At 58.7% G+C, this 23,389-nt stretch carries 23 protein-coding genes; 16 read left to right on the top strand and 7 right to left on the bottom strand.

The features are described from left to right. Complete coding sequence (locus tag JIF53_RS14775) at window positions 1–1,035, bottom strand: type IV pilus twitching motility protein PilT (protein WP_011784082.1); 1,035 nt, start codon at window positions 1,033–1,035, stop codon at window positions 1–3. A gap of 52 nt (window positions 1,036–1,087) precedes the next feature. Here JIF53_RS14775 and JIF53_RS14770 point away from each other — a divergent pair, with 52 nt between their 5' ends. The 10 genes from JIF53_RS14770 (at window position 1,088) to JIF53_RS14725 (ending at window position 10,206) form a co-directional block, all read left to right on the top strand. Then, window positions 1,088–1,801 carry a YggS family pyridoxal phosphate-dependent enzyme gene (locus tag JIF53_RS14770; RefSeq protein ID WP_199453068.1) on the top strand — a complete coding sequence of 238 codons (714 nt, stop codon included), beginning with the start codon at window positions 1,088–1,090 and terminating at the stop codon, window positions 1,799–1,801. Window positions 1,802–1,863: 62 nt separating this feature from the next. Next, window positions 1,864–2,697, top strand: coding sequence for a pyrroline-5-carboxylate reductase (gene proC / locus JIF53_RS14765; RefSeq protein WP_023008365.1), 834 nt, complete (start codon window positions 1,864–1,866; stop codon window positions 2,695–2,697). 22 nt (window positions 2,698–2,719) lie between these two features. Beyond that, complete coding sequence (locus tag JIF53_RS14760; protein WP_011784079.1) at window positions 2,720–3,304, top strand: YggT family protein; 585 nt, start codon at window positions 2,720–2,722, stop codon at window positions 3,302–3,304. 261 nt (window positions 3,305–3,565) lie between these two features. Further along, the gene (locus JIF53_RS14755) at window positions 3,566–5,530 is read left to right on the top strand and encodes a dynamin family protein (RefSeq protein WP_199453066.1); all 1,965 of its coding nucleotides are present in this window, start codon (window positions 3,566–3,568) and stop codon (window positions 5,528–5,530) included. Between the two features lie 171 nt (window positions 5,531–5,701). After that, complete coding sequence (gene metX / locus JIF53_RS14750) at window positions 5,702–6,850, top strand: homoserine O-succinyltransferase MetX (protein WP_121208266.1); 1,149 nt, start codon at window positions 5,702–5,704, stop codon at window positions 6,848–6,850. Then, window positions 6,847–7,449, top strand: coding sequence for a methionine biosynthesis protein MetW (metW, locus tag JIF53_RS14745; RefSeq protein WP_011784076.1), 603 nt, complete (start codon window positions 6,847–6,849; stop codon window positions 7,447–7,449). The genes metX and metW overlap by 4 nt, the downstream gene beginning before the upstream one ends. Next, window positions 7,446–7,898 (top strand): DUF4426 domain-containing protein, encoded by a 453-nt coding sequence (locus JIF53_RS14740; protein ID WP_011784075.1) that lies wholly within the window; start codon window positions 7,446–7,448, stop codon window positions 7,896–7,898. The genes metW and JIF53_RS14740 overlap by 4 nt, the downstream gene beginning before the upstream one ends. 4 nt (window positions 7,899–7,902) lie before the next feature. After that, window positions 7,903–8,502 carry an RdgB/HAM1 family non-canonical purine NTP pyrophosphatase gene (gene rdgB / locus JIF53_RS14735; protein WP_011784074.1) on the top strand — a complete coding sequence of 200 codons (600 nt, stop codon included), beginning with the start codon at window positions 7,903–7,905 and terminating at the stop codon, window positions 8,500–8,502. 4 nt (window positions 8,503–8,506) lie between these two features. Continuing rightward, a complete protein-coding gene (hemW, locus tag JIF53_RS14730) occupies window positions 8,507–9,655 on the top strand; it encodes a radical SAM family heme chaperone HemW (protein ID WP_011784073.1) in 1,149 nt (382 codons plus the stop codon). Then, window positions 9,655–10,206, top strand: coding sequence for a hypothetical protein (locus JIF53_RS14725; RefSeq protein WP_011784072.1), 552 nt, complete (start codon window positions 9,655–9,657; stop codon window positions 10,204–10,206). Before hemW ends, JIF53_RS14725 begins: the two co-directional genes overlap by 1 nt. A 2-nt stretch (window positions 10,207–10,208) precedes the next feature. Here JIF53_RS14725 and trmB read toward each other — a convergent pair whose 3' ends face one another. The 3 genes from trmB to JIF53_RS14710 all read right to left on the bottom strand — a co-directional run bounded on the left by trmB (window position 10,209) and on the right by JIF53_RS14710 (window position 12,847). After that, the gene (gene trmB / locus JIF53_RS14720; RefSeq protein ID WP_011784071.1) at window positions 10,209–10,925 is read right to left on the bottom strand and encodes a tRNA (guanosine(46)-N7)-methyltransferase TrmB; all 717 of its coding nucleotides are present in this window, start codon (window positions 10,923–10,925) and stop codon (window positions 10,209–10,211) included. 71 nt (window positions 10,926–10,996) lie between these two features. Then, window positions 10,997–12,529, bottom strand: coding sequence for a YifB family Mg chelatase-like AAA ATPase (locus JIF53_RS14715; RefSeq protein ID WP_011784070.1), 1,533 nt, complete (start codon window positions 12,527–12,529; stop codon window positions 10,997–10,999). 66 nt (window positions 12,530–12,595) lie between these two features. Then, window positions 12,596–12,847, bottom strand: coding sequence for an accessory factor UbiK family protein (locus JIF53_RS14710; RefSeq protein WP_011784069.1), 252 nt, complete (start codon window positions 12,845–12,847; stop codon window positions 12,596–12,598). 378 nt (window positions 12,848–13,225) lie between these two features. On the opposite strand from JIF53_RS14710, the gene glnK reads away from it, so the two are divergent. Continuing rightward, a complete protein-coding gene (gene glnK, locus JIF53_RS14705; RefSeq protein ID WP_011784068.1) occupies window positions 13,226–13,564 on the top strand; it encodes a P-II family nitrogen regulator in 339 nt (112 codons plus the stop codon). A 67-nt stretch (window positions 13,565–13,631) separates the two neighbouring features. Continuing rightward, on the top strand, window positions 13,632–14,903 hold the full coding sequence (locus JIF53_RS14700; protein WP_011784067.1) for an ammonium transporter: 1,272 nt from the start codon (window positions 13,632–13,634) through the stop codon (window positions 14,901–14,903). 63 nt (window positions 14,904–14,966) lie between these two features. On the opposite strand, the gene speE is transcribed toward JIF53_RS14700, so the two are convergent. Next, window positions 14,967–15,848: a polyamine aminopropyltransferase gene (speE, locus tag JIF53_RS14695; protein ID WP_011784066.1), complete on the bottom strand. Its 882-nt coding sequence runs from the start codon at window positions 15,846–15,848 to the stop codon at window positions 14,967–14,969. 138 nt (window positions 15,849–15,986) lie between these two features. On the opposite strand from speE, the gene speA reads away from it, so the two are divergent. Continuing rightward, window positions 15,987–17,900, top strand: a complete 1,914-nt coding sequence (speA, locus tag JIF53_RS14690) for a biosynthetic arginine decarboxylase (protein ID WP_199453064.1) — start codon at window positions 15,987–15,989, stop codon at window positions 17,898–17,900. A 27-nt stretch (window positions 17,901–17,927) separates the two neighbouring features. Here the strand turns inward: speA and JIF53_RS14685 are convergent, their stop codons facing one another. After that, a complete protein-coding gene (locus JIF53_RS14685) occupies window positions 17,928–18,965 on the bottom strand; it encodes an AraC family transcriptional regulator (protein ID WP_153740803.1) in 1,038 nt (345 codons plus the stop codon). Between the two features lie 235 nt (window positions 18,966–19,200). Here JIF53_RS14685 and JIF53_RS14680 point away from each other — a divergent pair, with 235 nt between their 5' ends. Beyond that, complete coding sequence (locus JIF53_RS14680; protein WP_014420382.1) at window positions 19,201–19,800, top strand: sigma-70 family RNA polymerase sigma factor; 600 nt, start codon at window positions 19,201–19,203, stop codon at window positions 19,798–19,800. Next, window positions 19,797–20,435, top strand: coding sequence for a ChrR family anti-sigma-E factor (locus JIF53_RS14675; RefSeq protein ID WP_023011742.1), 639 nt, complete (start codon window positions 19,797–19,799; stop codon window positions 20,433–20,435). Before JIF53_RS14680 ends, JIF53_RS14675 begins: the two co-directional genes overlap by 4 nt. Before the next feature lie 34 nt (window positions 20,436–20,469). On the opposite strand, the gene JIF53_RS14670 is transcribed toward JIF53_RS14675, so the two are convergent. Further along, a complete protein-coding gene (locus tag JIF53_RS14670; protein ID WP_023011743.1) occupies window positions 20,470–21,204 on the bottom strand; it encodes an SDR family NAD(P)-dependent oxidoreductase in 735 nt (244 codons plus the stop codon). 176 nt (window positions 21,205–21,380) lie between these two features. On the opposite strand from JIF53_RS14670, the gene JIF53_RS14665 reads away from it, so the two are divergent. After that, on the top strand, window positions 21,381–23,156 hold the full coding sequence (locus JIF53_RS14665; protein WP_121208256.1) for an acyl-CoA dehydrogenase C-terminal domain-containing protein: 1,776 nt from the start codon (window positions 21,381–21,383) through the stop codon (window positions 23,154–23,156). Window positions 23,157–23,389 lie beyond the last annotated feature (233 nt).

Genomic DNA, 23,389 nt, shown 5'->3' with positions numbered 1-23,389 from the left:
TCAGAAGTTATCAGGCATCTTCGCCTTGGCCCGCGCAGCCTCGCGGGAGATCAGACCTTTCTGCAACAAGCGCTCCAGGCACTGGTCCAGCGTCTGCATACCCAGGGAACCACCGGTCTGGATGGCCGAGTACATCTGGGCAATCTTGTCTTCCCGGATCAGGTTCCGGATGGCGGCGGTGCCGATCATGATTTCGTGGGCGGCAATACGGCCGCCGCCCATTTTCTTCATCAGGGTCTGGGAGATAACCGCCTGCAGTGATTCCGACAGCATGGAGCGAACCATGGACTTCTCCTCCGCCGGGAATACATCCACTACGCGGTCGATGGTTTTGGCGGCGGAGGTGGTGTGCAGGGTGCCGAAGACCAGGTGGCCGGTTTCCGCGGCGGTCAGCGCCAGACGAATGGTTTCCAGATCCCGGAGCTCACCCACCAGAATGATGTCGGGGTCTTCCCGCAGGGCCGAACGCAGCGCCTCGTTAAAACCCAGGGTATCCCGGTGCACTTCCCGCTGGTTCACCAGACACTTCTTGGATTCGTGCACGAATTCGATCGGGTCCTCAATGGTGAGGATGTGCTCGTAGCGGGTATCGTTGATGTAATCCATCATCGCCGCCAGGGTGGTGGACTTACCGGAACCGGTGGGCCCGGTCACCAACACCAGACCACGAGGCACGGAAGAAATGTCCTTGAAAACCTGGCCCATGCCCAGATCTTCCATGGTCAGAACTTTCGAGGGGATGGTACGGAATACCGCGCCAGCACCACGATTCTGGTTGAAGGCGTTAACCCGGAAGCGGGCCACGCCGGGGACTTCGAACGAGAAGTCGGTTTCCAGGAACTCTTCGTAGTCCTTACGCTGCTTGTCGTTCATGATGTCGTAGATCAACCCGTGCACTTCTTTGTGCTCCATGGGGGGCAGGTTGATCCGGCGCACATCGCCGTCGACACGAATCATTGGGGGCAAACCGGCAGACAGGTGCAAATCCGACGCACCCTGTTTGGCCGAAAAGGCAAGCAGTTCAGTAATATCCATAGGATTCCTCGGAGGGCTTTTTCTTTTAGTCCAGAAGCGGCAAACTCACATTATGAGCAGCATAGCAGACAACATCGGGAGCGTAACCCGACGCATACAAAAAGCAACATTGCAGGCTGGCCGGGAGCCCGGCAGCGTGCGCCTTCTGGCGGTGAGCAAGACCCGCCCGGCGGAGGATCTGAAGGCCGCTTTTGAGGCCGGCCAGGTCGCGTTTGGCGAGAACTACCTGCAGGAAGCCCTGGACAAAATGCAGGCGCTCTCCGGCATAGAGGGTATAGAGTGGCATTTCATTGGCCCGATCCAGTCCAACAAAACCCGCCAGATTGCCGAAGCCTTTGCCTGGGTTCACAGTGTGGATCGACTGAAGATCGCTCGCAGGCTCAGCGAACAACGGCCAGAGACCCTGCCGCCGCTCAACATCTGTCTGCAGGTGAACATCAACAATGAGGACAGCAAGTCCGGCTGCACGCTGGACGATCTCGATGAGCTGCTCGAAGCCATTGGCGAACTGCCCAATCTGCGCCTGCGGGGATTAATGGCAATTCCGGACCCGGACCAACCCGAGGCCGAGCTGCGGCTGAGCTTCCGGCAGCTGGCCTCCACCCTGACAAAGCTGCGGCAGGGGCATCCTGAAGCCGGCCCGCTGGACACCCTTTCCATGGGCATGTCAGATGATCTGGAAATGGCTATTGCCGAAGGTGCCACCTGGGTTCGTGTCGGTACGGCCCTGTTCGGCGCCCGCCCGGCCAAACACAGCCAGAGCTGAACGCTGCGGTTCCTGCTATCATCCGAACCAACGATTCAAACGATCAAGACCGGGAGTGAACCTTGAGCAGATCACCCACCATCTCTTTCATCGGCGCCGGCAACATGGCCAGCGCCATCATCGGCGGTATGCTGGATAGCGGATTTCAGGCCGGCGACATCTGGGTGAGCGCCCCGGATGACGGCCATCTTCAGTCAATTCGCAAACGTTTCGGCGTCAGCGTCACAACCGACAACCGCTATTGCGCCCAACAGGCGGACATTGTGGTGCTCGCGGTCAAACCCCAGGTGATGGGCGACGTCTGCCGGGACATTGCCCCGGTAGTTCAGAACACCCGCCCGCTGATGGTTTCCATTGCGGCCGGGCTGACGGCCGGCACACTGGATACCTGGCTTGGTGGCGGGCTGCCACTGGTTCGAGTGATGCCCAACACTCCGTCTCTGGTGGGCAAAGGTGCCGCCGGTCTGTTCGCCAACAGCCAGGTGAAAGACGATCAGAGAAAGGCGGTACAGAAAGTGTTCGAGAGCATCGGCTCGGCACTGTGGGTTGACGACGAAAACCTTCTGCACAGTGTCACCGCCCTTTCCGGCAGCGGCCCCGCTTATTTCTTCCTGATGCTGGAAGCACTTGAGTCCGCCGCAACCGAAGCCGGCATTGAGTCCGAAACGGCTCGCGCCCTCGCCATTCAGACCATGGCCGGGGCCGCCGAGATGGCCGCGCGCAGCGAGGATGACCCCGGCCAGCTCAAACGCAACGTGATGTCCCCTGGCGGCACAACTGAACGCGCCATCAACACCTTCGAGGAAGGCGGCCTGCGCGATCTGGTGAAAAAAGCCTACAGCGCTGCCTTCGAGCGCTCACGCGAGATGTCCAGAGAACTGGCCGATAAACAGTAACCGATAACGGAGACTCAGCTTCATGCTGGCAGATATTGTTATTACGATCCTGCTGATTGCGTCCACTTTCTATATGACCATCGTTTTGCTGCGGTTTCTGTTGCAGCTGGCGCGGGCGGATTTCTACAATCCCATTTCACAATTTGTAGTCAAGGCCACCAACCCGCCGCTGCGTCCCCTGCGGCGTTTCATTCCGGGCTGGGGCGGCATTGACGGCGCATCCCTGGTATTGGCGGTTTTAATCCAGGCCATTACCTTCTTCCTCATTCTGGTCGCACTGAACGGCGGCATTCCCGCCATCAATCCGGTTACTCTGCTGGTTTGGGCCGTACTGAACGTGCTCAGTCTGATCGTGAAGATCTACTTCTGGTCGGTCATTGCCGTGGTGGTGGTCAGCTGGATCGCCCCCCAGAGTGGCCACCCTGCCATTCAACTGGTGGCTCAGATCACCGAACCGGTGATGCGACCCGTGCGTAATATCATGCCCTCCATGGGCGGTCTGGATCTTTCGCCAATCATCGTGTTCCTGATTCTGAACGTGATTACCGTGGTCATTGATCACATGAAAGTGGCGGCCGGGCTGGGCTCAATCGGGCTCGGAATGTAACACGCGTCTCGAATATACATTTCGTTACACAATACACTGATTTGTTACTATCCATGGCCAGCAATTCAACCCACTGAATTGCTGGCCTTTTTGATAGCAAACTCAGGCCCTTTCCCGGAAATGCCGACTCGCGCACCCTCAAACATTAACAAAACAGGTTATTATTAAACGCATTTAATCTGGGCGAGCGATTGGCGACACGTGTTCACCATCACTGACTCACCCAGGACATACCCGGAAGTCGCGCAGAAGGATTATCCGATGAACCCGCAGGGAACTCTGTCGCAGCAGGTTGAGGCGTATCACAACTGGAAAAAGGAACTGATCCGGCAGATTGGCCGCTATCGGCTGTGGCTGCAGGATAACAACCTGTTTTCAGAAGACGTCAGCACCCGTATTCGTCACGGACTGGAGCTGCTCATTGAGGATGAGCTGACCATTGCTTTTGTTGGTGAATACTCCCGTGGCAAGACGGAGCTGATCAACGCCCTGTTTTTCTCGGAATACGGCCAGCGCATGCTGCCATCCCAGGCCGGGCGCACCACCATGTGTCCGACCGAGCTGTTTTTTGATCGCAGCGCCAACCAGAACTATCTGCTTTTGCTCCCGATCGAAACCCGCACGGGCGATCTGTCTCTGCAGCAGCTGCGCAAGAAACCGGAACAGTGGATTCGGCATGAGCTCGACGAGCGCAATCCGGACGTCATGCGCGAAGTGCTGGCAGAAGTTGCCCGGATCAAGAGCGTGAGCCCGGAAGAGGCCCGGCAGCTGGGCTTCGACGAGGCCATGCTGGAACACGATCGCAATAATCCCGGCAATGTGCTGGTACCGGCCTGGCGTAATGCCCAGATCAGCATTCGCCACCCCCTGTTCGAGCGCGGCCTGCGCATTCTTGATACTCCGGGCCTGAACGCCCTTGGCTCAGAACCCGAACTGACCATCAGCATGCTGCCCCGGGCCCATGCCGTTATCTTTGTGCTCAGCGCGGATACTGGCGTCACAGCCAGTGACATGACTATCTGGAAAGAGCATATCGATACCGAGCACGCCGACCACCGGGCCGGCCGGTTTGCAGTTCTCAACAAGATCGACGTTCTATGGGACGACCTTCAGGGCGAGAAGCACACCCAAGAATCCATTGACCGTGTTCGCAACTACACCGCGGACCATCTGGGCATCCGCCAGCAGGACGTTATTCCTCTCTCTGCAAAACAGGGATTGCTGGCACGGGTTCGCAAAGACAACAACCTGTTCGACCGCTCCAACATCGGTAAGCTGGAGCAGCTGATCATTCAGCGCATCCTGATGCATAAGGAGCAGCTGATTACCCAGAACCTGATCAACGACTTGCTGGGAATGCTACAGAACAGCCAGGCGGCCATGCAGTACCGCCTGGATGCCCTGGAAGAAGAACGCCAGGCCTGCGCCGGCGCCACCCTCGACAAGGCCGCGCTGTCCCGGCTCGCGGAACGGGCCCAGAAGGATTATGACTTCTACTACAAGAAGCTGATCACTCTGCGTTCATCGCGTCGGCTGATGGAATCCCAGGGTGACATGCTCACCAAGCTGGTCAGCGAAGATCGCTTTGAGCAGCACGCCAGCCAGGTACGGAAAATGATGTCGAAAAGCTGGACCACGGCCGGCATGAACCGGGCCATGGAACACTTTTTCGAACTCCTGGAGAGCGACCTCACTAACCTGCTGAGCGAAGGGCGGCTCGCGGAGAAAATGGTAGGCGCCATCTATCGCAGATACAACGAAGACACCCGCGCCCGGCACCTGGAGCCCATTCCGCTACGGGCCGGCCGGCATGTGATTGCCATTCGTGAATTGCGCAAGAAAGCCCGGCGTTTCCGCAATAACCCGAAGAATCTGCTGTCGGAACAGTCAACGGTGGTCAGCCGCTTCTTCAATGTGATGGTGAGCGAGGCCCGCACGCTGCATGGCCGGGTGCGAAAAGATGTAGAGCGCTGGCCACACGAAGCCCTGCTGCCAATCATGCAGTTCTCCATGGAACAGAAACAGCTGCTTGAGCACCAGATCCGCCGCCTGCGCGACATGGTTCGCACCGATCGGGACAGCCGGGCCGAACGCCAGCGTCTGGATCATGCCACGGCAGACCTGCGCAAGCAGCTGGAACTGGCCGACGCCATGATGCGCCAGATTCGCAAGCCGGCACCCACGATGATCCAGCAAAAAGTCGTCAATATTTCCGGCGCCATGTAACCAGGCACTGGCGAGCCGCACTACTTTGGTGCGACTCGCCAGACAGGCACCCTAAACGCCGGTTGCAGCAACCTCCCCCCGCCTTTAAACTGCAGTGCTGGCGCCAGTTCCGGTGCCAGCCAAGGCCTGTGGCCAGACACCAGTGGACCGAACCAGGAACTCATCACACCCATGCCTGATTCCCTGCCCTCGGATTCCGTGGGCCTTGTAAGCCCGAAGACCATCCACTTCGACAAGCCGTTGGAGCTGGCCTGCGGCCAGACGCTGGAAAGCTACGATCTGGTGGTGGAAACCTATGGCAAACTCAACGCCGATGCCAGCAATGCGGTACTGATCTGCCACGCACTCAGCGGCCATCACCATGCCGCTGGCTACCACTCGCTGGATGACCGCAAGCCGGGCTGGTGGGACAGCTGTATCGGCCCCGGCAAGCCCATTGATACCAACCGGTTTTTCGTGGTCAGCCTGAACAATCTCGGTGGCTGCCACGGCAGCACCGGCCCCAACTCCAACAACCCGGAAACCGGCAAACCCTATGGTCCGGATTTCCCGGTCGTTACCGTGGCTGACTGGGTCGCCAGCCAGGCCCGACTGGCGGATCATCTGGGCATTCAGCAATGGGCCGCTGTGGTTGGCGGCTCCCTCGGAGGCATGCAGGCCCTGCAGTGGAGCCTGGACTACCCGGACCGGCTACGGCATTCCGTGGTCATCGCCTCGACTCCACGCCTGACCGCACAGAACATCGCCTTCAACGAAGTCGCACGGCAAGCCATCACTTCGGACCGGGAATTTTTCGAAGGCCGCTATTACGACGAGAATCTGGTGCCGAAGCGCGGCCTGATGCTGGCCCGGATGGTTGGCCACATCACCTATCTTTCAGACGCCTCCATGGGGGAAAAATTCGGCCGTGAACTGCGTGAGGAAGCCTACAAGTTCGGTTTCGACGCCGAGTTCCAGGTGGAAAGCTACCTGCGTTACCAGGGCGAGCGCTTTTCCGAAACCTTCGACGCCAACACCTATCTGTTGATGACCCGGGCACTGGACTACTTTGACCCCGCCTACGACTTCGGCGGCGATCTGTCCAAGGCCCTGGCACCGGCACAATGTGAATACCTGGTACTGTCCTTCAGCACCGACTGGCGATTCTCGCCAGCGCGCTCCGAGGAAATGGTCAATGCCATGATTTCCGCCAGAAAGCGCGTAAGCTATGCCGAAATTGATGCACCCTGGGGCCATGATGCCTTCCTGATCCCGACCCCCAGATACACCGACATCTTTACTGCGTATATGGACCGGGTAGCACGGGAGGTCGGCGCATGAGAGCAGATCTTGAGATTATTCAACAGTGGGTGCGCCCGGGCCACCACATTCTGGACCTGGGTTGCGGCGACGGCACCCTGCTGGATTTCCTGCAACGGGAGCGCAATGCCACCGGATTTGGCCTTGAGATCAACCCGGACCACATCACCACCTGTATGGGCCGCGGCGTACGGGTGATCGAGCAGAACCTGGATACCCAGGGCCTCGACAACTTCGATGATGGCATGTTCGATATTGTCCTGATGACCCAGGCCCTGCAGGCGGTACGCCGCCCGGACAAGGTCATTGATGAAATGCTGAGGGTGGGTCGCGAAGGTATCGTCACCTTCCCCAACTTTGCCCACTGGCGACTGCGCTGGGGCCTGGCGCTGAGCGGCCGAATGCCCGAATCCGATGCACTGCCGTATAAATGGTATAACACCCCCAATATCCGCCTTTGCACTTTCAAGGATTTTGAAGCGCTGTGCCGGCAGAAAGGCATCAAGATCAAAAGCCGCCGGGTAGTGGACGGGCAGCATCAGAACAGCTGGCTGGCGCGGCTCTGGCCCAATCTGTTGGGGGAAATCGCCATATACCGCATCACACGGGAGAGCACATGATGAACCTTCTGACTGCAAGCAAGACACTGTTTCTGGCGTTCGGGCTCATGCTGGTATCGATCACCAGCCAGGCCGGGCAAAAGGATTTCGGAGAATATCAGGTGCACTGGAGCGTGCTCCCCAGCACCTTCCTGGCGCCGGAAGTGGCACAGGCCAACAATCTGCAACGCAGCCGGGGCATCGGCATCGTTAACATCTCGATCATGACCGAAGACGAGCACGGCCAGATCCAGCCCGTCAGTGGGCAGGTGGAAGGCCAGGTCTCCAACGATATCCAGCAGGTGAACTTTCTGGCGTTCCGCCGCATTCAGGAAGGTGATGCCGTGTACTTCATTGCCCAGTACCAGTATCAATCCGGAGATCTGATGACGTTCAACGTCACGGCGCGCCCCAGCGGCCACCAGGAAGATCTTCCGATCCGTTTTTCCCATACCCTGTTCAACGACTGATACCATGGCCCGCAAACTCGTCATCGCCAGCAACAACAAGGGCAAGATCGCCGAACTGACTGATCTGCTCGCGCCACTTGGCTTGCAGCCGGTCGCCCAGGGTGAGCTTGGGGTATCAGAGGCCGAAGAACCGGCCGTTACCTTCGTTGAGAATGCCATTATCAAAGCCCGCCATGCAGCGAGAGTCACTGGCCTGCCTGCGCTGGCCGACGACAGTGGCCTGGCCGTGGATGCCCTGGACGGCCGCCCGGGCGTTCGCTCCGCCCGCTTTGCCGGCGAAGAGGCAACCGACAATGATAATGTCGAGGCGTTGCTGGCAGCGTTGAAAGACACGCCTGAAGCAGAGCGCAGCGCTCAGTTTCACTGCGTTCTGGTTTATCTCCGCCATGCTGACGATCCCACGCCGATCATCTGCCATGGTCGCTGGCCAGGCCGCATTCTTGCCGAGCCGCGCGGGCAAGGCGGCTTCGGTTACGACCCGGTCTTTCTGGTACCGGAGCATGGATGCAGCGCTGCCGAGCTGACACGGGAGCAGAAAGGCAGGATCAGCCATCGGGGACGGGCTCTGGCCAGCCTTCTGGATCAACTCAGGGCGGAGCTTTAATACTGTGACCGCCACCCTGCCCGTGGCGGTCTGCCCGCCCTTGAGTCTGTACATTCACGTGCCCTGGTGCGTGCGCAAATGCCCGTACTGCGACTTCAACTCCCACGCTGTCAAGGGAGAGATTCCCGAACACGCCTACCTGAACGCCCTTCTGGAAGACCTGGATCAGGATCTGGGCCTGGTACGGGAACGCCCCATTGAAACCGTGTTCATCGGTGGCGGAACCCCGTCCCTGATGAGCGGCGCGTTCTACCACCGCCTGTTCGAGCGGCTCCGGGAACGGCTAACATTCAGCCCCGAGGCCGAAATCACCCTGGAGGCCAATCCCGGCACGCTGGAGACTGGTCGATTCGAGAGCTTCCGGGAGGCTGGCATCAATCGGCTGTCCATCGGTGTTCAAAGCTTTGATCCGGCGCAACTGAAAACCCTGGGCCGGATTCACGACAGAGCTTCGGCCCACAGCGCCATTGAAGCCGCCCGCAAGGCCGGTTTTGATAACTTCAATGTCGACTTGATGCATGGCCTGCCCGACCAGACACCGAGTCAGGCTCTGGATGATTTACAGGCAGCGTTGAGCTACCAGCCCCGGCACCTGTCCTGGTATCAGCTCACCATCGAGCCCAACACCGAGTTTTTCTCCCGACCACCCGCCCTGCCGGACGATGACCGGCTCTGGGAGATTTACCAGCTCGGGGGAGATCTGCTGCGCCAGGCGGGGATGGACGATTATGAAGTCTCCGCCTGGAGCCTGCCGGGCGCTCAGAGCCGGCATAACCTGAATTACTGGACCTTCGGGGATTATCTGGCCCTTGGGGCAGGCGGCCATGGCAAGGTGAGCCTTGCCGACGGACGCATCCTGCGATACTGGAAGACCAGGCAGCCCGACGCATATCTCAACCGGATCGGCTCCCGCACCGCTGGCAGTGAAGCCATAGAGCCGGAAGACCGGCCCCTGGAATTCATGATGAATGCGTTGAGACTAAAAAGCGGCACCGACGAAAGACTGTACGGTGAGCATACAGGTTTACCACTGTCGTCCATTGCGGTAAAACTTGAGCAGTTACGAAATGAAAACCTGATCGTCCCCGACCGTCTGCAGGCGACGGCAAAGGGGCAAAGATACCTGAACAGCCTGCTGGAGCACTTTCTCTGATGGACTCAGCCCAGCGCCCACCGCTTATTCCCATGCGCCCGATGAAGCTGCCCATGAAGGTTTCCCTGGTGGCTGCACTGGCACTGTGGCTGGTTCTGGTGGCGTTGAACCAGCCACTGCATACGTCCGCCGCGCCTCAGGGGATTGTCAGTTTACAGCTGGCCGGTACCGCCGAGCAGACTCACGCCATTCTGCGCAGCTGGCGTGACGGCAATCTCGCCATGGCACGGCTATCACTGTGGCTCGACTTTGTGTTCATCGTGGTCTATCTGGCCGCGCTGCTTCAATTAACCCGCCACTTCACCCGGGACAGACCGGGTATCCGGGAACGGATGGTCGCCCGCTGGGTGCGCGCCCTTTTTGTCATCGCAGGCATCAGCGATGTAGCGGAAAACATTGTTCTGCTTAATAACTTCAATCCGCCTTCAGACTCCCTGAGCCTGACCGCCACCATTCTGGCGCTGGTGAAATTCACCGGCCTGATACTTGGCATGGCGGGCCTCGTGGTCATCCGTGCTTCCCGCCGCAGGCCCCTGACTCACTCCCACTGAACTCAGTTGGTGCGATAAAACAACAAATCCCATACTCCGTGGCCAAGACTTTCGCCACGCTTCTCGAACTTGGTGATCGGGCGGTCATCAGGCTTGGGCGAATAACCACCTTGCTCCTGGGTATTGGCAAAGCCTTCTGACGCACTCATCACTTCCAGCATATGCTCAGCGTAGTTCTCCCAGTCAGTGGCCAGGTGCAGAATACCGCCCACCCGGAGTTTATGGCGGATGCGCTGTACAAATTCCGGCTGGATCAAGCGGCGCTTGTGATGCTTTTTCTTGTGCCACGGGTCCGGAAAGAACACCATCACCCGATCCAGACAGGCATCCGGCAGACACAGGTCAATCACATCATTGGCATCAATGCTGTATACCCGCACATTCTCAAGACCACGCGATTCCACTTCTTTCAACAAGGCGCCGACGCCAGGCAGGTGCACTTCCACGCCGATAAAATCCTGCTCGGGTGCAGCTTCGGCCATATCGGCAAGGGATTTGCCCATCCCGAAACCGATCTCCAGGTTGAGCATGTTATCGCGGCCAAACACCTCACGGGGGTCGATCATGCCATTGTCACGGCTCAGTCCGTACTTGGCCCAGTTGCGATCGAAGGCCTTCTTCTGACCTTCGGTCATCCGCCCCTGGCGCAGTACAAAGCTGCGAACACCGCGGCGTGTGGTGACCGGATTCGTATCCTGAGTCTCGTTCTGGTCAGTCATTCTGTGTCCTCAAGCTTCAAAGCGGATCTCATGGAATAAACCTGGCACACAGTTTACCAGAGTCAGCAGCTTCAGGCGGAGACAACCGACCCCTGGCCAGCCTGACGGTCGAGTTGACGGTAACCCAGCGCCTCCATCAGGTGCGACTGGCTCAGGTGTTCAGCACCCTCCAGATCCGCCAGGGTGCGGGCCAGTCGTAATATTCGATGGAGCGCCCGGGCCGACAACCCCAGTCGCTCCATGGCCCGGGTCAACAACCGCTCACTGGCGGCATCCAGCCGGCAAGCCTGATCCAGCAACGCTCCCGAGAGGGCCGAGTTGAGCATCCCACGAGCCTCCTGCCGGGCCCTGGCAGCCAGAACCCTGGCCCTGACACTGGCGCTACTCTCACCGGACACCCCGGAACCGAGCAAGACCTCTCCGGACTGCACCGGAACTTCCACATGCAGATCGAACCGATCCAGTAACGGCCCCGAGATCTTTGCCCGATAACGCATCACCTGTGCCGGCGTGCACTGGCACTCGATATTGGGGTGACCACTGTAACCACACGGGCATGGGTTCATGGCGGCCACAACCTGAAATCGCGCTGGGAAAGTGACCTGCCGCGCCGCCCGGCTGATGGAGATTTCGCCTGTTTCCATAGGCTCCCGCAGCACTTCCAGGACCCGCCGTTCAAACTCCGGCAGTTCATCGAGAAACAACACCCCCCGGTGCGCCAGAGAGATCTCGCCCGGGCGAGGACTGCTGCCACCGCCCACCAGCGCCACCGCAGACGCCGTGTGATGAGGCGCCCTGAATGGTGGCTGACGCCAGCCACCTGGCTTTAGCGGCTGGCCCGCAACGGAATGCACGCTGGCCACCTCCATGGCCGCCTCATCTGGCAAACCTGGCAGAATGCCCGGTAACCGGCTCGCCAGCATACTTTTACCGGTTCCGGGAGGGCCGAAAAACAGCAGATTGTGACCGCCAGCTGCGGCCACCTCCAGCGCCCGACGGGGCACTTGCTGGCCTCGCACCTCTGAGAGATCGGCCACAGACACCGCTGCGGCACCGTCTCCCGGCGTTTCAGATCGAGGAACAGGAACCAGTCTGGCACGGCCCGCCAGATGCTCACATACTGACAGCAGATGGCTGGCGGCAAGCACATCATCACGGCTGGCAAGGGCAGCTTCCTCGGCGTTGTCCTGAGGTAGCAACAGCGAACGGCCTGCTTCGCGAGCCGCCAGTACCGCGGGCAATATCCCCTTGAGGGGCCGAAGCGCACCATCCAGGGACAGCTCTCCGAGAAACTCGTGGCTTTCGAGGCTTTCGGGGGGAATCTGGCCGGAGGCTGCCAGGATGCCCAGGGCAATGGGCAAATCAAAACGGCCACCTTCTTTGGGCAGGTCAGCAGGCGCGAGATTGATGGTGATTCTACGGGCGGGGAATTCGAAACCGGCATTCAGCAGTGCACTGCGAACCCGATCCTTGCTTTCCCTCACTCCGGTTTCCGGCAACCCGACGATGGATAATGCCGGCAGGCCACCAGACAGGTGCACCTCAACGGTAACTGGGGGAGCAGAGACGCCAATGCTGGCGCGCGAATGGACAATAGCGAGCATGACAACCTTCCATGGCACAGAACAATCAGTCGTTGCGGGCAGCGACCCTGCCGCCCGGGCAAACCATCAGGAACTCTGGCGTTGCTCCAGTTCGGCAACACGTTTTTCCAGGGCCTCAACCTTTTCACGGGTTTTCATCAGGACCGCCTGCTGGGCATCAAATTCTTCCCGGGTCACCAGCTCCAGCCGGGACAGAACCGACATCACCGTGGCCCGGGCCTGGGTTTCAAAATCTTCCCGGGCTGCCCGAGCCATATCGGGAACAAACTGGCCAAACTGACCCTGCAACTGAGAAAAAATTTCCTGGGGCCCTTTCATCAATCACCTCTCGTATCGGTTTTTCGGCGATATCAGACTATTTTCCGTGTCGCCGGGGTGTTTGCGGGAGTGTATCACACCCTACCCCCTGCCATACTGTACCCGGTCGGCATTATAATGGCCGCGGCCGATGGCCCGACTGCGCTGTTTTGAGACAATCGCAGGCACAATGCACCACAACAGTGCATCAAGCTGCGCCATTTCGGCACAGACAATAATTAAGAGTTTGTTTTAAAAGCTATTTTTTGCGTTGGCATACCCGATGCTAAAGCCCTCGTACGCAATCCGCACAATTGATGTGCGAGGTGGCAGCATCCCGAACTCAACAACCGGCCGACGGGCCCTCACTGTTGGGACGGCTTTACCAAGGAGAAAGCAATGAAACTTGTGACAGCGATCATCAAGCCTTTCAAATTGGATGATGTCCGTGAGGCACTATCCGAGATTGGCGTACAAGGCGTAACCGTCACTGAAGTCAAAGGCTTCGGTCGGCAGAAAGGCCACACAGAGCTCTATCGTGGCGCGGAATACGTGGTGGATTTCCTGCCCAAGGTCAAAGTGGAGATCGCCATTGGCGACAACCTGCTGGACCAGGTCATCGAAGCCATCACCAAGGCAGCCAATACCGGCAAGATCGGCGACGGCAAAATATTCGTGACTGAACTGGAACAGGCTATCCGGATCCGGACAGGCGAAACCGGCGAAGAAGCGGTCTGATCCAGAACTGACACCCAGCCAACGCAAAAAACTTATAACCTGAAGAGCCTTGTGCGGAGGGCTTCCTATGGAAAGCAATCTCTTTCACCTGCAGTATGCAATAGATACCTTTTATTTTCTCGTGTGTGGCGCATTAGTCATGTGGATGGCCGCAGGCTTTGCCATGCTCGAGTCCGGCCTGGTGCGTGCTAAAAACACCACCGAAATCCTGACCAAGAACGTCGCGCTCTTTGCCGTGGCCTGCACCATGTACCTGGTGTGCGGTTACGCCATCATGTACGGCGGTAACGTCTTCCTCTCCGGCATCGCCGATGTGGACGTGGACGGCGTACTGGGTGACTTCGCCACCCGTGAAGACGGCTTCACCGGCGGCTCCATCTACTCAGCGGCCTCTGACTTCTTCTTCCAGGTCGTGTTCGTGGCCACCGCCATGTCCATCGTGTCCGGCGCGGTTGCCGAGCGCATGAAGCTGTGGGCGTTCCTGGTATTCGCGGTCTTCATGACTGGCTTTATCTACCCGCTGGAAGGCGCGTGGACCTGGGGTGGCGCCGATGTGTTCGGTATGTACAACCTCGGTGATCTTGGCTTCAGTGACTTCGCCGGCTCCGGCATCGTACACATGGCAGGTGCCGCTGCGGCCCTGGCTGGTGTATTGCTGCTTGGCCCGCGTAAAGGCAAATACGGCCCCAACGGTGAAATCCGTGCCTTCCCGGGCGCCAACATGCCGCTGGCCGCTCTGGGTACCTTCATCCTGTGGATGGGCTGGTTCGGTTTCAACGGTGGTTCTGTACTGAAACTCGGCGACGTCGCCAGTGCCAACTCCGTGGCCATGGTGTTCCTGAACACCAACGCAGCCGCTGCCGGTGGCGCTATTGCCGCCCTGATCACCGCTCGCCTGATGTTTGGCAAGGCTGATCTGACCATGCTGCTGAACGGTGCGATCGCCGGTCTGGTAGTAATCACCGCCGAGCCATCCACCCCGAGCGCGCTGACAGCCACTATCTGGGGCGCCCTGGGCGGCATCCTGGTGGTACTGAGCATCGTCACTCTGGACAAGCTGCGCATCGACGATCCGGTCGGCGCCATCTCTGCCCACGGTGTCTGTGGTCTGCTGGGCCTGCTGCTGGTACCGGTTACCAACGGCGATGTCAGCTTCAGCGGCCAAATCATCGGCGCCCTGACCATCTTCATCTGGGTATTCGTAGCCAGTCTGGTCGTCTGGGGTATCCTGAAGGCTGTCATGGGCATCCGTGTGACCGAAGAGGAAGAGTACGAAGGTGTCGACCTCTCCGAATGCGGTATGGAAGCCTATCCGGAGTTTGTCAGCGGCAAGCAGTAACACCGCTACCTATCGGAACGAAAAAGGGCGCCCTTGTGGCGCCCTTTTTCTTTAAGCTCTGGTTCAACCCTCTTCCGGGCGAACCTCATCTTCCAGCGCATCCACCATAAACTGCGGCATGGCCAAGGCACCGTGGTGCACCCCGGCATTGTAGTAACGGGTGACAAAGGGGCGGTTGTTGGCATCTTCCTCGCGGAAATACTTCAGCGGGTTTTCCTTACTGCCCATGGTGCAGCTCCACCAGCCCGTGGGGTATACCGGCTGGGGGAATGGCAATGTCTGCACATGGCCAAAACCGGCTTTGTGCATATCATCGTGAATGTCCTTGATGATGGTATTGGTGTGCAGCAGGGGGGATTCGCTCTGCTGAACGATGATACCGCCCTCCCTCAGGGCCAACATGGCATCGCGATAGAAATCCAGCGCGAACAGGCCTTCCGCAGGACCCACCGGGTCGGTACTGTCGATAATCAGCACATCAATGCTGTTCGGCTCGATATCACGCATCCACTGGATGCCATCACCGAAAAAGAAGTTGGCACGGGGGTCGCCATTAGCTTCGCACAGTTCTGGAAAATACTTCTCAGACATGCGGGTTACCCGCTCATCGATCTCCACCTGCCAGGCTTCCTGCACTCCTGGGTGTTTCAGCACTTCTTTCAGGGTGCCGCAGTCGCCACCACCGACGATGACCACTTTTTTCGGGTCCTTGTGGGTGAACAGCGCAGGATGGGTCATCATTTCGTGGTACAGGAAATTGTCCCTGGTGGTCAGCATCACACAGCCGTCCAGAACCATCAGGTTGCCGAAGGTTTCGGTTTCATAGATTTCGAGTTTCTGAAATGGCGTCTGCTCTTCATGGAGCTTGCGCTTTACCTGAAGGGAAAAAGCGGTGCCCTGGTCCTGAAATACCTCGGTGAACCAGCCTTCGTTCAATGCGGTCATGTCTGTCTCCCACTGTGTGCCGCTGCAATGTGCCGGGGCATCTGAAAGGGGCGTATTGTAGGTGCAGTGGTCAGCTCCTACAATGCAGCCTGTTACCGGCCCGCCGGCCGCCCCGGGTTCCCTGACAGGATAGCAACAATGGCTGAAACCGCTGCATCACCAGCCCACAAGGTCTACAACATCGCTCACTGGAGTGACGGATACATTTCAGTCAACGGTCAGGGCGAGGTTGAAATCTGCCCGGACCGGGGCAGAAGCGACGCCCGCATCAACCTGCCGGCGCTGACTCGCTCGCTGGCCGAAGCCGGTGTGCCCCTGCCGGTTCTGATTCGCTTTACCGATATCCTGCACGATCGGGTCAACAAGCTCTGCAATGCCTTCAACAAAGTCACTCAGGAGCAGGGCTACCGGGGCCGCTATACCGCGGTTTACCCCATCAAGGTAAACCAGCAGCGCCGGGTGGTGGAAGAACTGCTGTCAGCCGAACCGGCCGCCTCAGCCAACCAGGTGGGCCTTGAAGCCGGCAGCAAACCGGAGTTGATGGCCGTACTGGCGCTGGCAAAGCAGGCCGGTTCGGTGATTGTCTGCAACGGCTACAAGGACCGGGAGTACATCCGCCTGGCACTGATCGGCCAGAAACTGGGTCACCGGGTGTTTATCGTGGTGGAAAAGCAGTCGGAACTGCCACTGATTCTGGAAGAAGCAAAGAAGCTGGGCATTTCCCCGCTGATTGGCGTGCGAGCCCGTCTGGCGACTATTGGCAAGGGCAACTGGCAGAATACCGGGGGCGAGAAATCCAAGTTCGGTCTGTCTGCCAGCCAGGTACTGGATGTGGTGGATACCCTGAAACAGGCCGGAGCCCTGGGCACCCTGCAACTGCTGCATTTCCATCTGGGCTCACAGATTGCGAATATCCGGGACATCCAGACCGGCTTGCGTGAGTGCGCTCGCTTCTACACGGAACTGCACGCTATGGGCGCCCCCATCGGTACCGTCGATATCGGCGGCGGCCTGGGTGTCGACTACGAAGGAACCCGTTCCCGCAGTAGCTGCTCCATGAACTACAGCGTATTCGAATACGCCTACAACGTGGTGCACGTGCTGCAGTCCGAGTGTGACCGCCAGGGTATCCCGCACCCGGACCTGATCAGTGAATCCGGCCGGGCGCTCACCGCGCATCACTCGGTACTGGTCACCAATGTGATTGACCGCGAATACCCGGACAACCGCGAGCCTACGGAACCCGCTGCTGAGGCCCCCGCGCCGCTGCAGGATCTCTGGCGAGACCTGGAAAGTCTTCAGGATGAGGACTCGCCCCGCTCACTGGCGGAAATCTATCACGACATCCTGCACGCCATGGCCGATGTCCACGCCCAGTTTGCCCACGGTTTGCTGTCCCTGCAGGAGCGGGCCCAGGCCGAAACCCTGTACGTGCGCTGCTGCCGGATGCTCCGGGCCGAGCTGGACAGCGCCAACCGGGCGCACCGGGAAATCATCGACGAGCTGAACGAGAAGCTTGCTGAGAAACTGTTCGTGAACTTTTCCCTGTTCCAGTCCCTGCCCGATGTCTGGGGCATCGATCAGATCTTTCCGGTGATGCCGATCAACGGGCTTAACCGGTCACTGAACCGGCGGGCCGTGATCCAGGATATCACCTGTGACTCGGACGGCCGGATTGATCAGTACGTGGACGGCCAGGGCATCGAAACCACCTTGCCACTACCTGAACACGACCCGGAGTCTCCTTTGCTGATGGGTTTCTTCATGACCGGCGCCTATCAGGAAATTCTTGGCGATATGCACAACCTGTTTGGCGATACCCACTCGGTGGACGTGAAACTGGACCAACAGGGGCAATATCAGGTGGGGAAAGCCATTACCGGGGACACCGTGGCGAAAGTACTGCGTTATGTGAATTTCGAACCCGCCAACCTGCTTGAGGCCTACCGGCAGAAGTTCCGGCACAGCGGCCTGGCTGCAGAGCTGCAGCAAACGCTGCTGGCCGAGCTGTCCTCCGGGCTTGAGGGCTATACCTACCTGGAAGAAGGATAAGACGTCAGGATGGACGAAAAGACGTGATCAGGTCTGATTGTCCCGGCGCCAGGCCGAGGGCGACACTCCTTCCCACTTGCGAAAGGCCCGGCCGAAATTGGACGGGTCGCTGTAACCCAGATGCTCGGCAATCTCGTCAATGCTCATCGCCGAATGGCGCAACAGCAGCTCCCGGGCACGCTGATGTCGCACACTCTCCTGAAGACCATGAAAGCCTCCACCCTCGGCGGAGAGCTGCCGCCGAAGCGTTCGTGGCGACACCCCCATTTGCTGCGCCACATCCTCGAGGCCGGGCAAACGACCATCCCGGGCAGACTCCAGCAAACGCAAGACCCGATCGCTCACCGAGGCAGAAGCTTCCATCTGGCGCATTTCTTCCTCGCACTGGGCTTCTGCCACCCGGCGGGCAACCGGATTGGACAGTGACATCGGTAATCCCAGAAACGACTTGCGAAAACGCAACTGGTTTACTCCCGCCGAGAACGTGACCTTGCCGCCGAACAGATACTGGTAGCGCTCAACATCCTCGGGGCGAGGGTAATCCACCAGGCACCGCCCGCCATCCAGTAACTGAGTGCCGAATAACAGGTAATTCACATCCATCAGGGTGGCCATCACCACTTCGATATTAAACCGATGAAGCTTCTCGGTGTCGTGGTGAATCTCCAGCTGAATCACTGCATCCTCATCCTCGACAAAGAACGCCAGCGACATGTAGGCAAACCGGATCCGGAAATATTTGATCAACACCGCCAGCGCCTGCTCCAGGGTGTCGCAACTGATGGCAGCCTGGGACAGGGCTCCGTGCGCGGTGAACTTCAGGCGTTTGCCGTATTCCAGCCCCAGGCATTCATCACCACAGCGGGTCAGTGCCTGCTGGCATAACGCCGTGAACTGATCAAGTGTAATGAAATTGTCGGGATGACTGAGCTGGCTGTTTCGAATACCAGCCACTGACACGAGATCCGAACGACGCACCCCACGCTCCTCTGCCAACTGGCAGAGAATTTCAGCGTAATGCACCCGCATAACGGGCAAAGAGCCACTGGAGAGCGTTGCGTTCATGGTCTGGAATTTTTGATCGTTGTTTTACCGATCAGACTAGCCCCTGCCGGGGCAACCGGCAATAACCCCGGTGACGCAGTTCTTCCGGCCTTCAGGCCATCCCGACAATTTTTTCGGAATCCATGAATCCGCCCGGTAATCCATTGCGTAAACACTCTCACTGACAAATCTGTGACGAGTGCATAGAATGATGACCATAGCCAGCTCAAATACGATAACTGTCAAGGAGCGCCCGGTGACAACACTGGAGCAGCAACCAACGAAAACCGAAGGGCGCAAAGACCCCTGGGGTGTTTTGTTGGAAAAAGTCGGCAAGCATCAGGATCGGGCGGCTTATCATGCTTTGTTCGAGCACTTTGCCCCGCAGATCAAGTACTACGCAATCTCGAACGGGCTGGCCAGCCACGCGGAAGAGCTGGTGCAGGAAGTCTTCGTCTCTATCTGGCGCCGCTCTTGTCTTTACGACTGGCGCAAAGCGGCCGCATCCACCTGGATTTTCACCATTGCCCGGAACCAGCGCATTGATATGCTGCGCAAAATGCAGCGCACCAGTGCTGAGATGGCGGTGGAAACCGAGGATCTCTGGCAGATCCCGGGTGATAATGAAGACGAGCCGGTCACCTCCCTGCACCGCCTGATGTCCGAGCGGCGCATCCGGGAGTCGCTGAGCCAGCTCCCGGAAGAGCAGATTACCGTAATCGCGAAGGTGTATATGGAGCACAAATCCCACCAGATGGTGGCAGATGAGCTCAACATTCCTCTCGGCACCGTGAAAAGCCGGGTTCGCCTGGCACTGAACAAACTGAAAGTGATTTTGCAGGATCAAAACGTATGACACGGCACCATCCCGACAGCCTGAGTCTGATGGAGTACAGTGCGGGCAACCTGAGCGAGCCCCATGCACTGTGCATCCGCCTGCATCTGGAGCAGTGCCCCCACTGCCGTAGCCGGGTCGATACTCTGAACAGTCTGGGCGCGGTCATGATGGATCACCAGCCAAAGGTGACGGTGGCTGATTCGAGCTTTGATCAACTGATGGCGCGTATCGATAGCTCCCCGCAAGCATCATCCCCGGTGGTTCCCCAGCCAAAGGTGAGCCCTCTGCAGAAACTGCTCGGGGATGACATCAATGCGCTGCCCTGGAAACGTCAGCTTGCGGACGTGAGTGTGCTCGACATTACCGACAAGTTTCCCGGCCAGAACGAGCGGGTCGTCCTGCAAAAACTGGTAGCGGGCGGCAAGGCGCCGGCCCATACCCACCGTGGCGATGAAACCACGATTGTGCTGCAAGGGGCATTTGCCGACCAGAAGGGCGTATTCAATCAGTGGGACTTTGTGGTTCTGAACGAACAGGACGAACATCGTCCGGTGGCCGTCGGTTGCGAAGACTGCATCACGCTGTCAGTGCTGAGCGCCCCCCTGAAGCTGACCGGGGCCTTCACCCGTCTGCTCAATCCGTTCCTGCGTTAACAGCGTGCTGCGGCACCGCCGCAGCATGACTTCGCTACCATGGCAGATCACTGCCATCCCAACTGATAAAACGCCCATTATCCCTGGCATCGAGGCTTTCCAGAACCGAAAACAGATTGCTTGCCGTCTGCTCTGGCTCGTGCACCGTTAACTGCTCCAGCGACTGCTGAAATGGTTGGCTCAGCGACGACAAGGTGGTGCCCGGGTGCAGGGAAACGCATGCCAGTGGCGCGTAACGCCTCGACAATTCAATAGAAAGGTTCTTCACCACCATATTCATCGCCGCCTTGGAGGCGCGATAGGCGTACCAGCCCCCTAACTGGTTGTCCGAAATAGACCCCACTTTCGCAGACACCGCGGCAATACGCTTGAAGTGCTTTCCCCTCAGCACCGGAGCCAGCCTCTGCATCAGCGAGACAAACCCGAGGCAGTTCACCTGGTAGCTCCGCATCATGCTTCGGCCATCGATATCCTCCAACCGTTTCTCCGGAAACATCTGGCCATCGTGCAGCAGGCCTGCGGCATAAATAACGGTTTGAACCGGACCAGAAGCTTCCAGCACAGCCTTGAACTCGGCGACATCAAGCCGCTGCTCGTCCTCTGCATCCCAGGCCATCAATCTCACGCCAGAGTGATTCTTCAAATCGTCCGGCGCCGTCTCCGGCCTCCGGCACAGCCCAATCAGGCTCCGGTCCGGATAGCTGCTCAGATAACGTCGGGCCAATGCCGCACCGATGGCACCGGACACCCCCGCAATAACGGTCGTCATTCACCGATCTCCCGATTATCAATCAAGCCCATGTCGTTGATACGAAAAATCAATGCGTTCGGGCCATCCTGAAGCAAACCAAATAATTCAAACGCCCGTATGAAGAAAGGCTTCCAGATCAGAACGACGATATCCGGCGGTCGTTTAGACCGTCAAATCAAAACAGGAGAGTATCCATGCAATACCAGGCACCAGCGAACGATCTTCGCTTTCTGTTGTTTGATGTGTTGGGTGCAGACAAGCTGCACGAGCTGGAAAAATATGCCGATGCCACACCGGACCTGATCTCCGCGGTCATTGATGAGGCCGGCAAGCTGGCGGCAGAGGTCATTCAGCCCACCAACCAGGTTGGCGACCGTCAGGGCTGCAGCTACGACCCCGAAACCAAACTGGTCAAGACTCCAGACGGCTTCAAAGAGGCCTACCAGAAGTTTGTCGAAGGTGGCTGGACCGCGCTGGACGCGCCACTGGAGTTTGGCGGCCAGGGCCTGCCTCACACGCTGAAATTCGTGGTGGACGAGATGGTGTGCTCCACTAACCTGTCGCTGGGCATGTACCCCGGCCTGACGCATGGTGCCATCAGCGCCCTCTTTGCCCACGGCTCGGAAGAGCTTAAGCAGACGTATCTGGAAAAACTGATTTCCGGCGAATGGACCGGCACCATGTGCCTGACCGAGCCCCATTGTGGCACCGATCTGGGCCTGATTCGCACCAAAGCCACGCCGAATGATGATGGCAGCTACGCGATTGAGGGCACCAAAATCTGGATCACCGGCGGTGAGCACGATCTGGTGGACAACATTGTCCATCTGGTGCTGGCCAAGTTGCCGGGCGCGCCAGACACCACCAAAGGGATTTCCCTGTTTGTGGTACCCAAGTTCCTGCCAGACTCCGGTGAGCGCAATCCGGCCTTCTGTGGTGGCCTGGAGCACAAGATGGGCATCAAGGGTTCCGCCACCTGCGTCATGAACTTTGAAGGCGCCAAGGGCTGGCTGGTGGGCGAGCCCAACAAAGGCATGAGCGCCATGTTCACCATGATGAACGAAGCTCGTCTGATGGTGGGCATGCAGGGCCTGGGCCTGGCGGAAATGGCCTACCAGGAGAGCCTGGCCTTCGCCAAAGAGCGTCTGCAAAGCCGCTCCCTGAGTGGCCCGAAAAACCCCGACGGCCCGGCCGACCCGATCATTGTGCACCCGGATGTACGCCGCATGCTGATGCGCCAGAAAGTGCTGAACGAGGGCATGCGTGCACTGGCACTGTTTACCGGCCATCAACTGGATCTCTCGGTGGCACACCCGGACGAAAAGGTTCGTGAAAACGCCGACGACCTGGTACAGCTGCTGACGCCGGTGGTCAAAGCCTTCCTGACCGATGAGGGCTACAACAACGCCAACTGGGGCCAGCAGGTGCTGGGTGGCTCCGGCTTCACCCAGGACTGGCCGCTGGAACAACTGGTACGCGATGGCCGTATCGCCCGTATCTACGAGGGCACCAACGGCATCCAGGCGATGGATCTGGTGGGCCGCAAACTGTCGCTGAAGGGCGGGCAACTGGTACGCGCCCTGTTTGCCGAGCTGACGGGTTACCTGAAAGACAATCCTGATGCGCCCTACCGGGAAGAACTGAAAGGCGCCGTCAAGGGTCTTGAGCAGGCCACTCTGTGGCTGGCCCAGAATGCCCCGAAAGATCCGGAGCAGGCTGGCGCTGCGGCAACACCATATCTGCGTCTGACAGCCCTGACCGTCATCGGCTATCTGTGGTCCCGCATGGCTGCGGTGGCTGGCCAGCAGCTCGAAGCAGGCGCAGGTAACAAGCCACTACTGGAAAGCAAGCAGGTATCCGCCCGTTTCTATTTCGAGAAACTGATGCCCGAGGCGGACTGGCTGCTACGGGATATCCAGTCCGGCAAAGACAGCCTGATGGCCCTGGAAGATGAGCAGTGGATGGCCTAAGCGGCAGAGTTTCCGGTCAGGCCAAAAATTCTGGCCGGAAATGACCGACAAATGGCAATTTGTGACCTTCATCAAGACAGATCAGAAATTGATAATAGTCACGTTGATTAGTGTCTCTGAACTAGTCCAACCCGCCTCCTTGCGAGGCTGGTACCTTCTTGAAGCCGCGCTTTGCGCGGCTTTTTTTATGAATGCTTTTCGCCAGTCCTGCTACACAAGTACAATGCACGCTG

The sequence above is a fragment of the Marinobacter sp. bablab_jr008 genome (assembly GCF_016464145.1).
Taxonomy (GTDB): Bacteria; Pseudomonadota; Gammaproteobacteria; order Pseudomonadales; family Oleiphilaceae; genus Marinobacter; species Marinobacter nauticus.
This window is presented reverse-complemented; position numbering and strand designations above follow the sequence as displayed.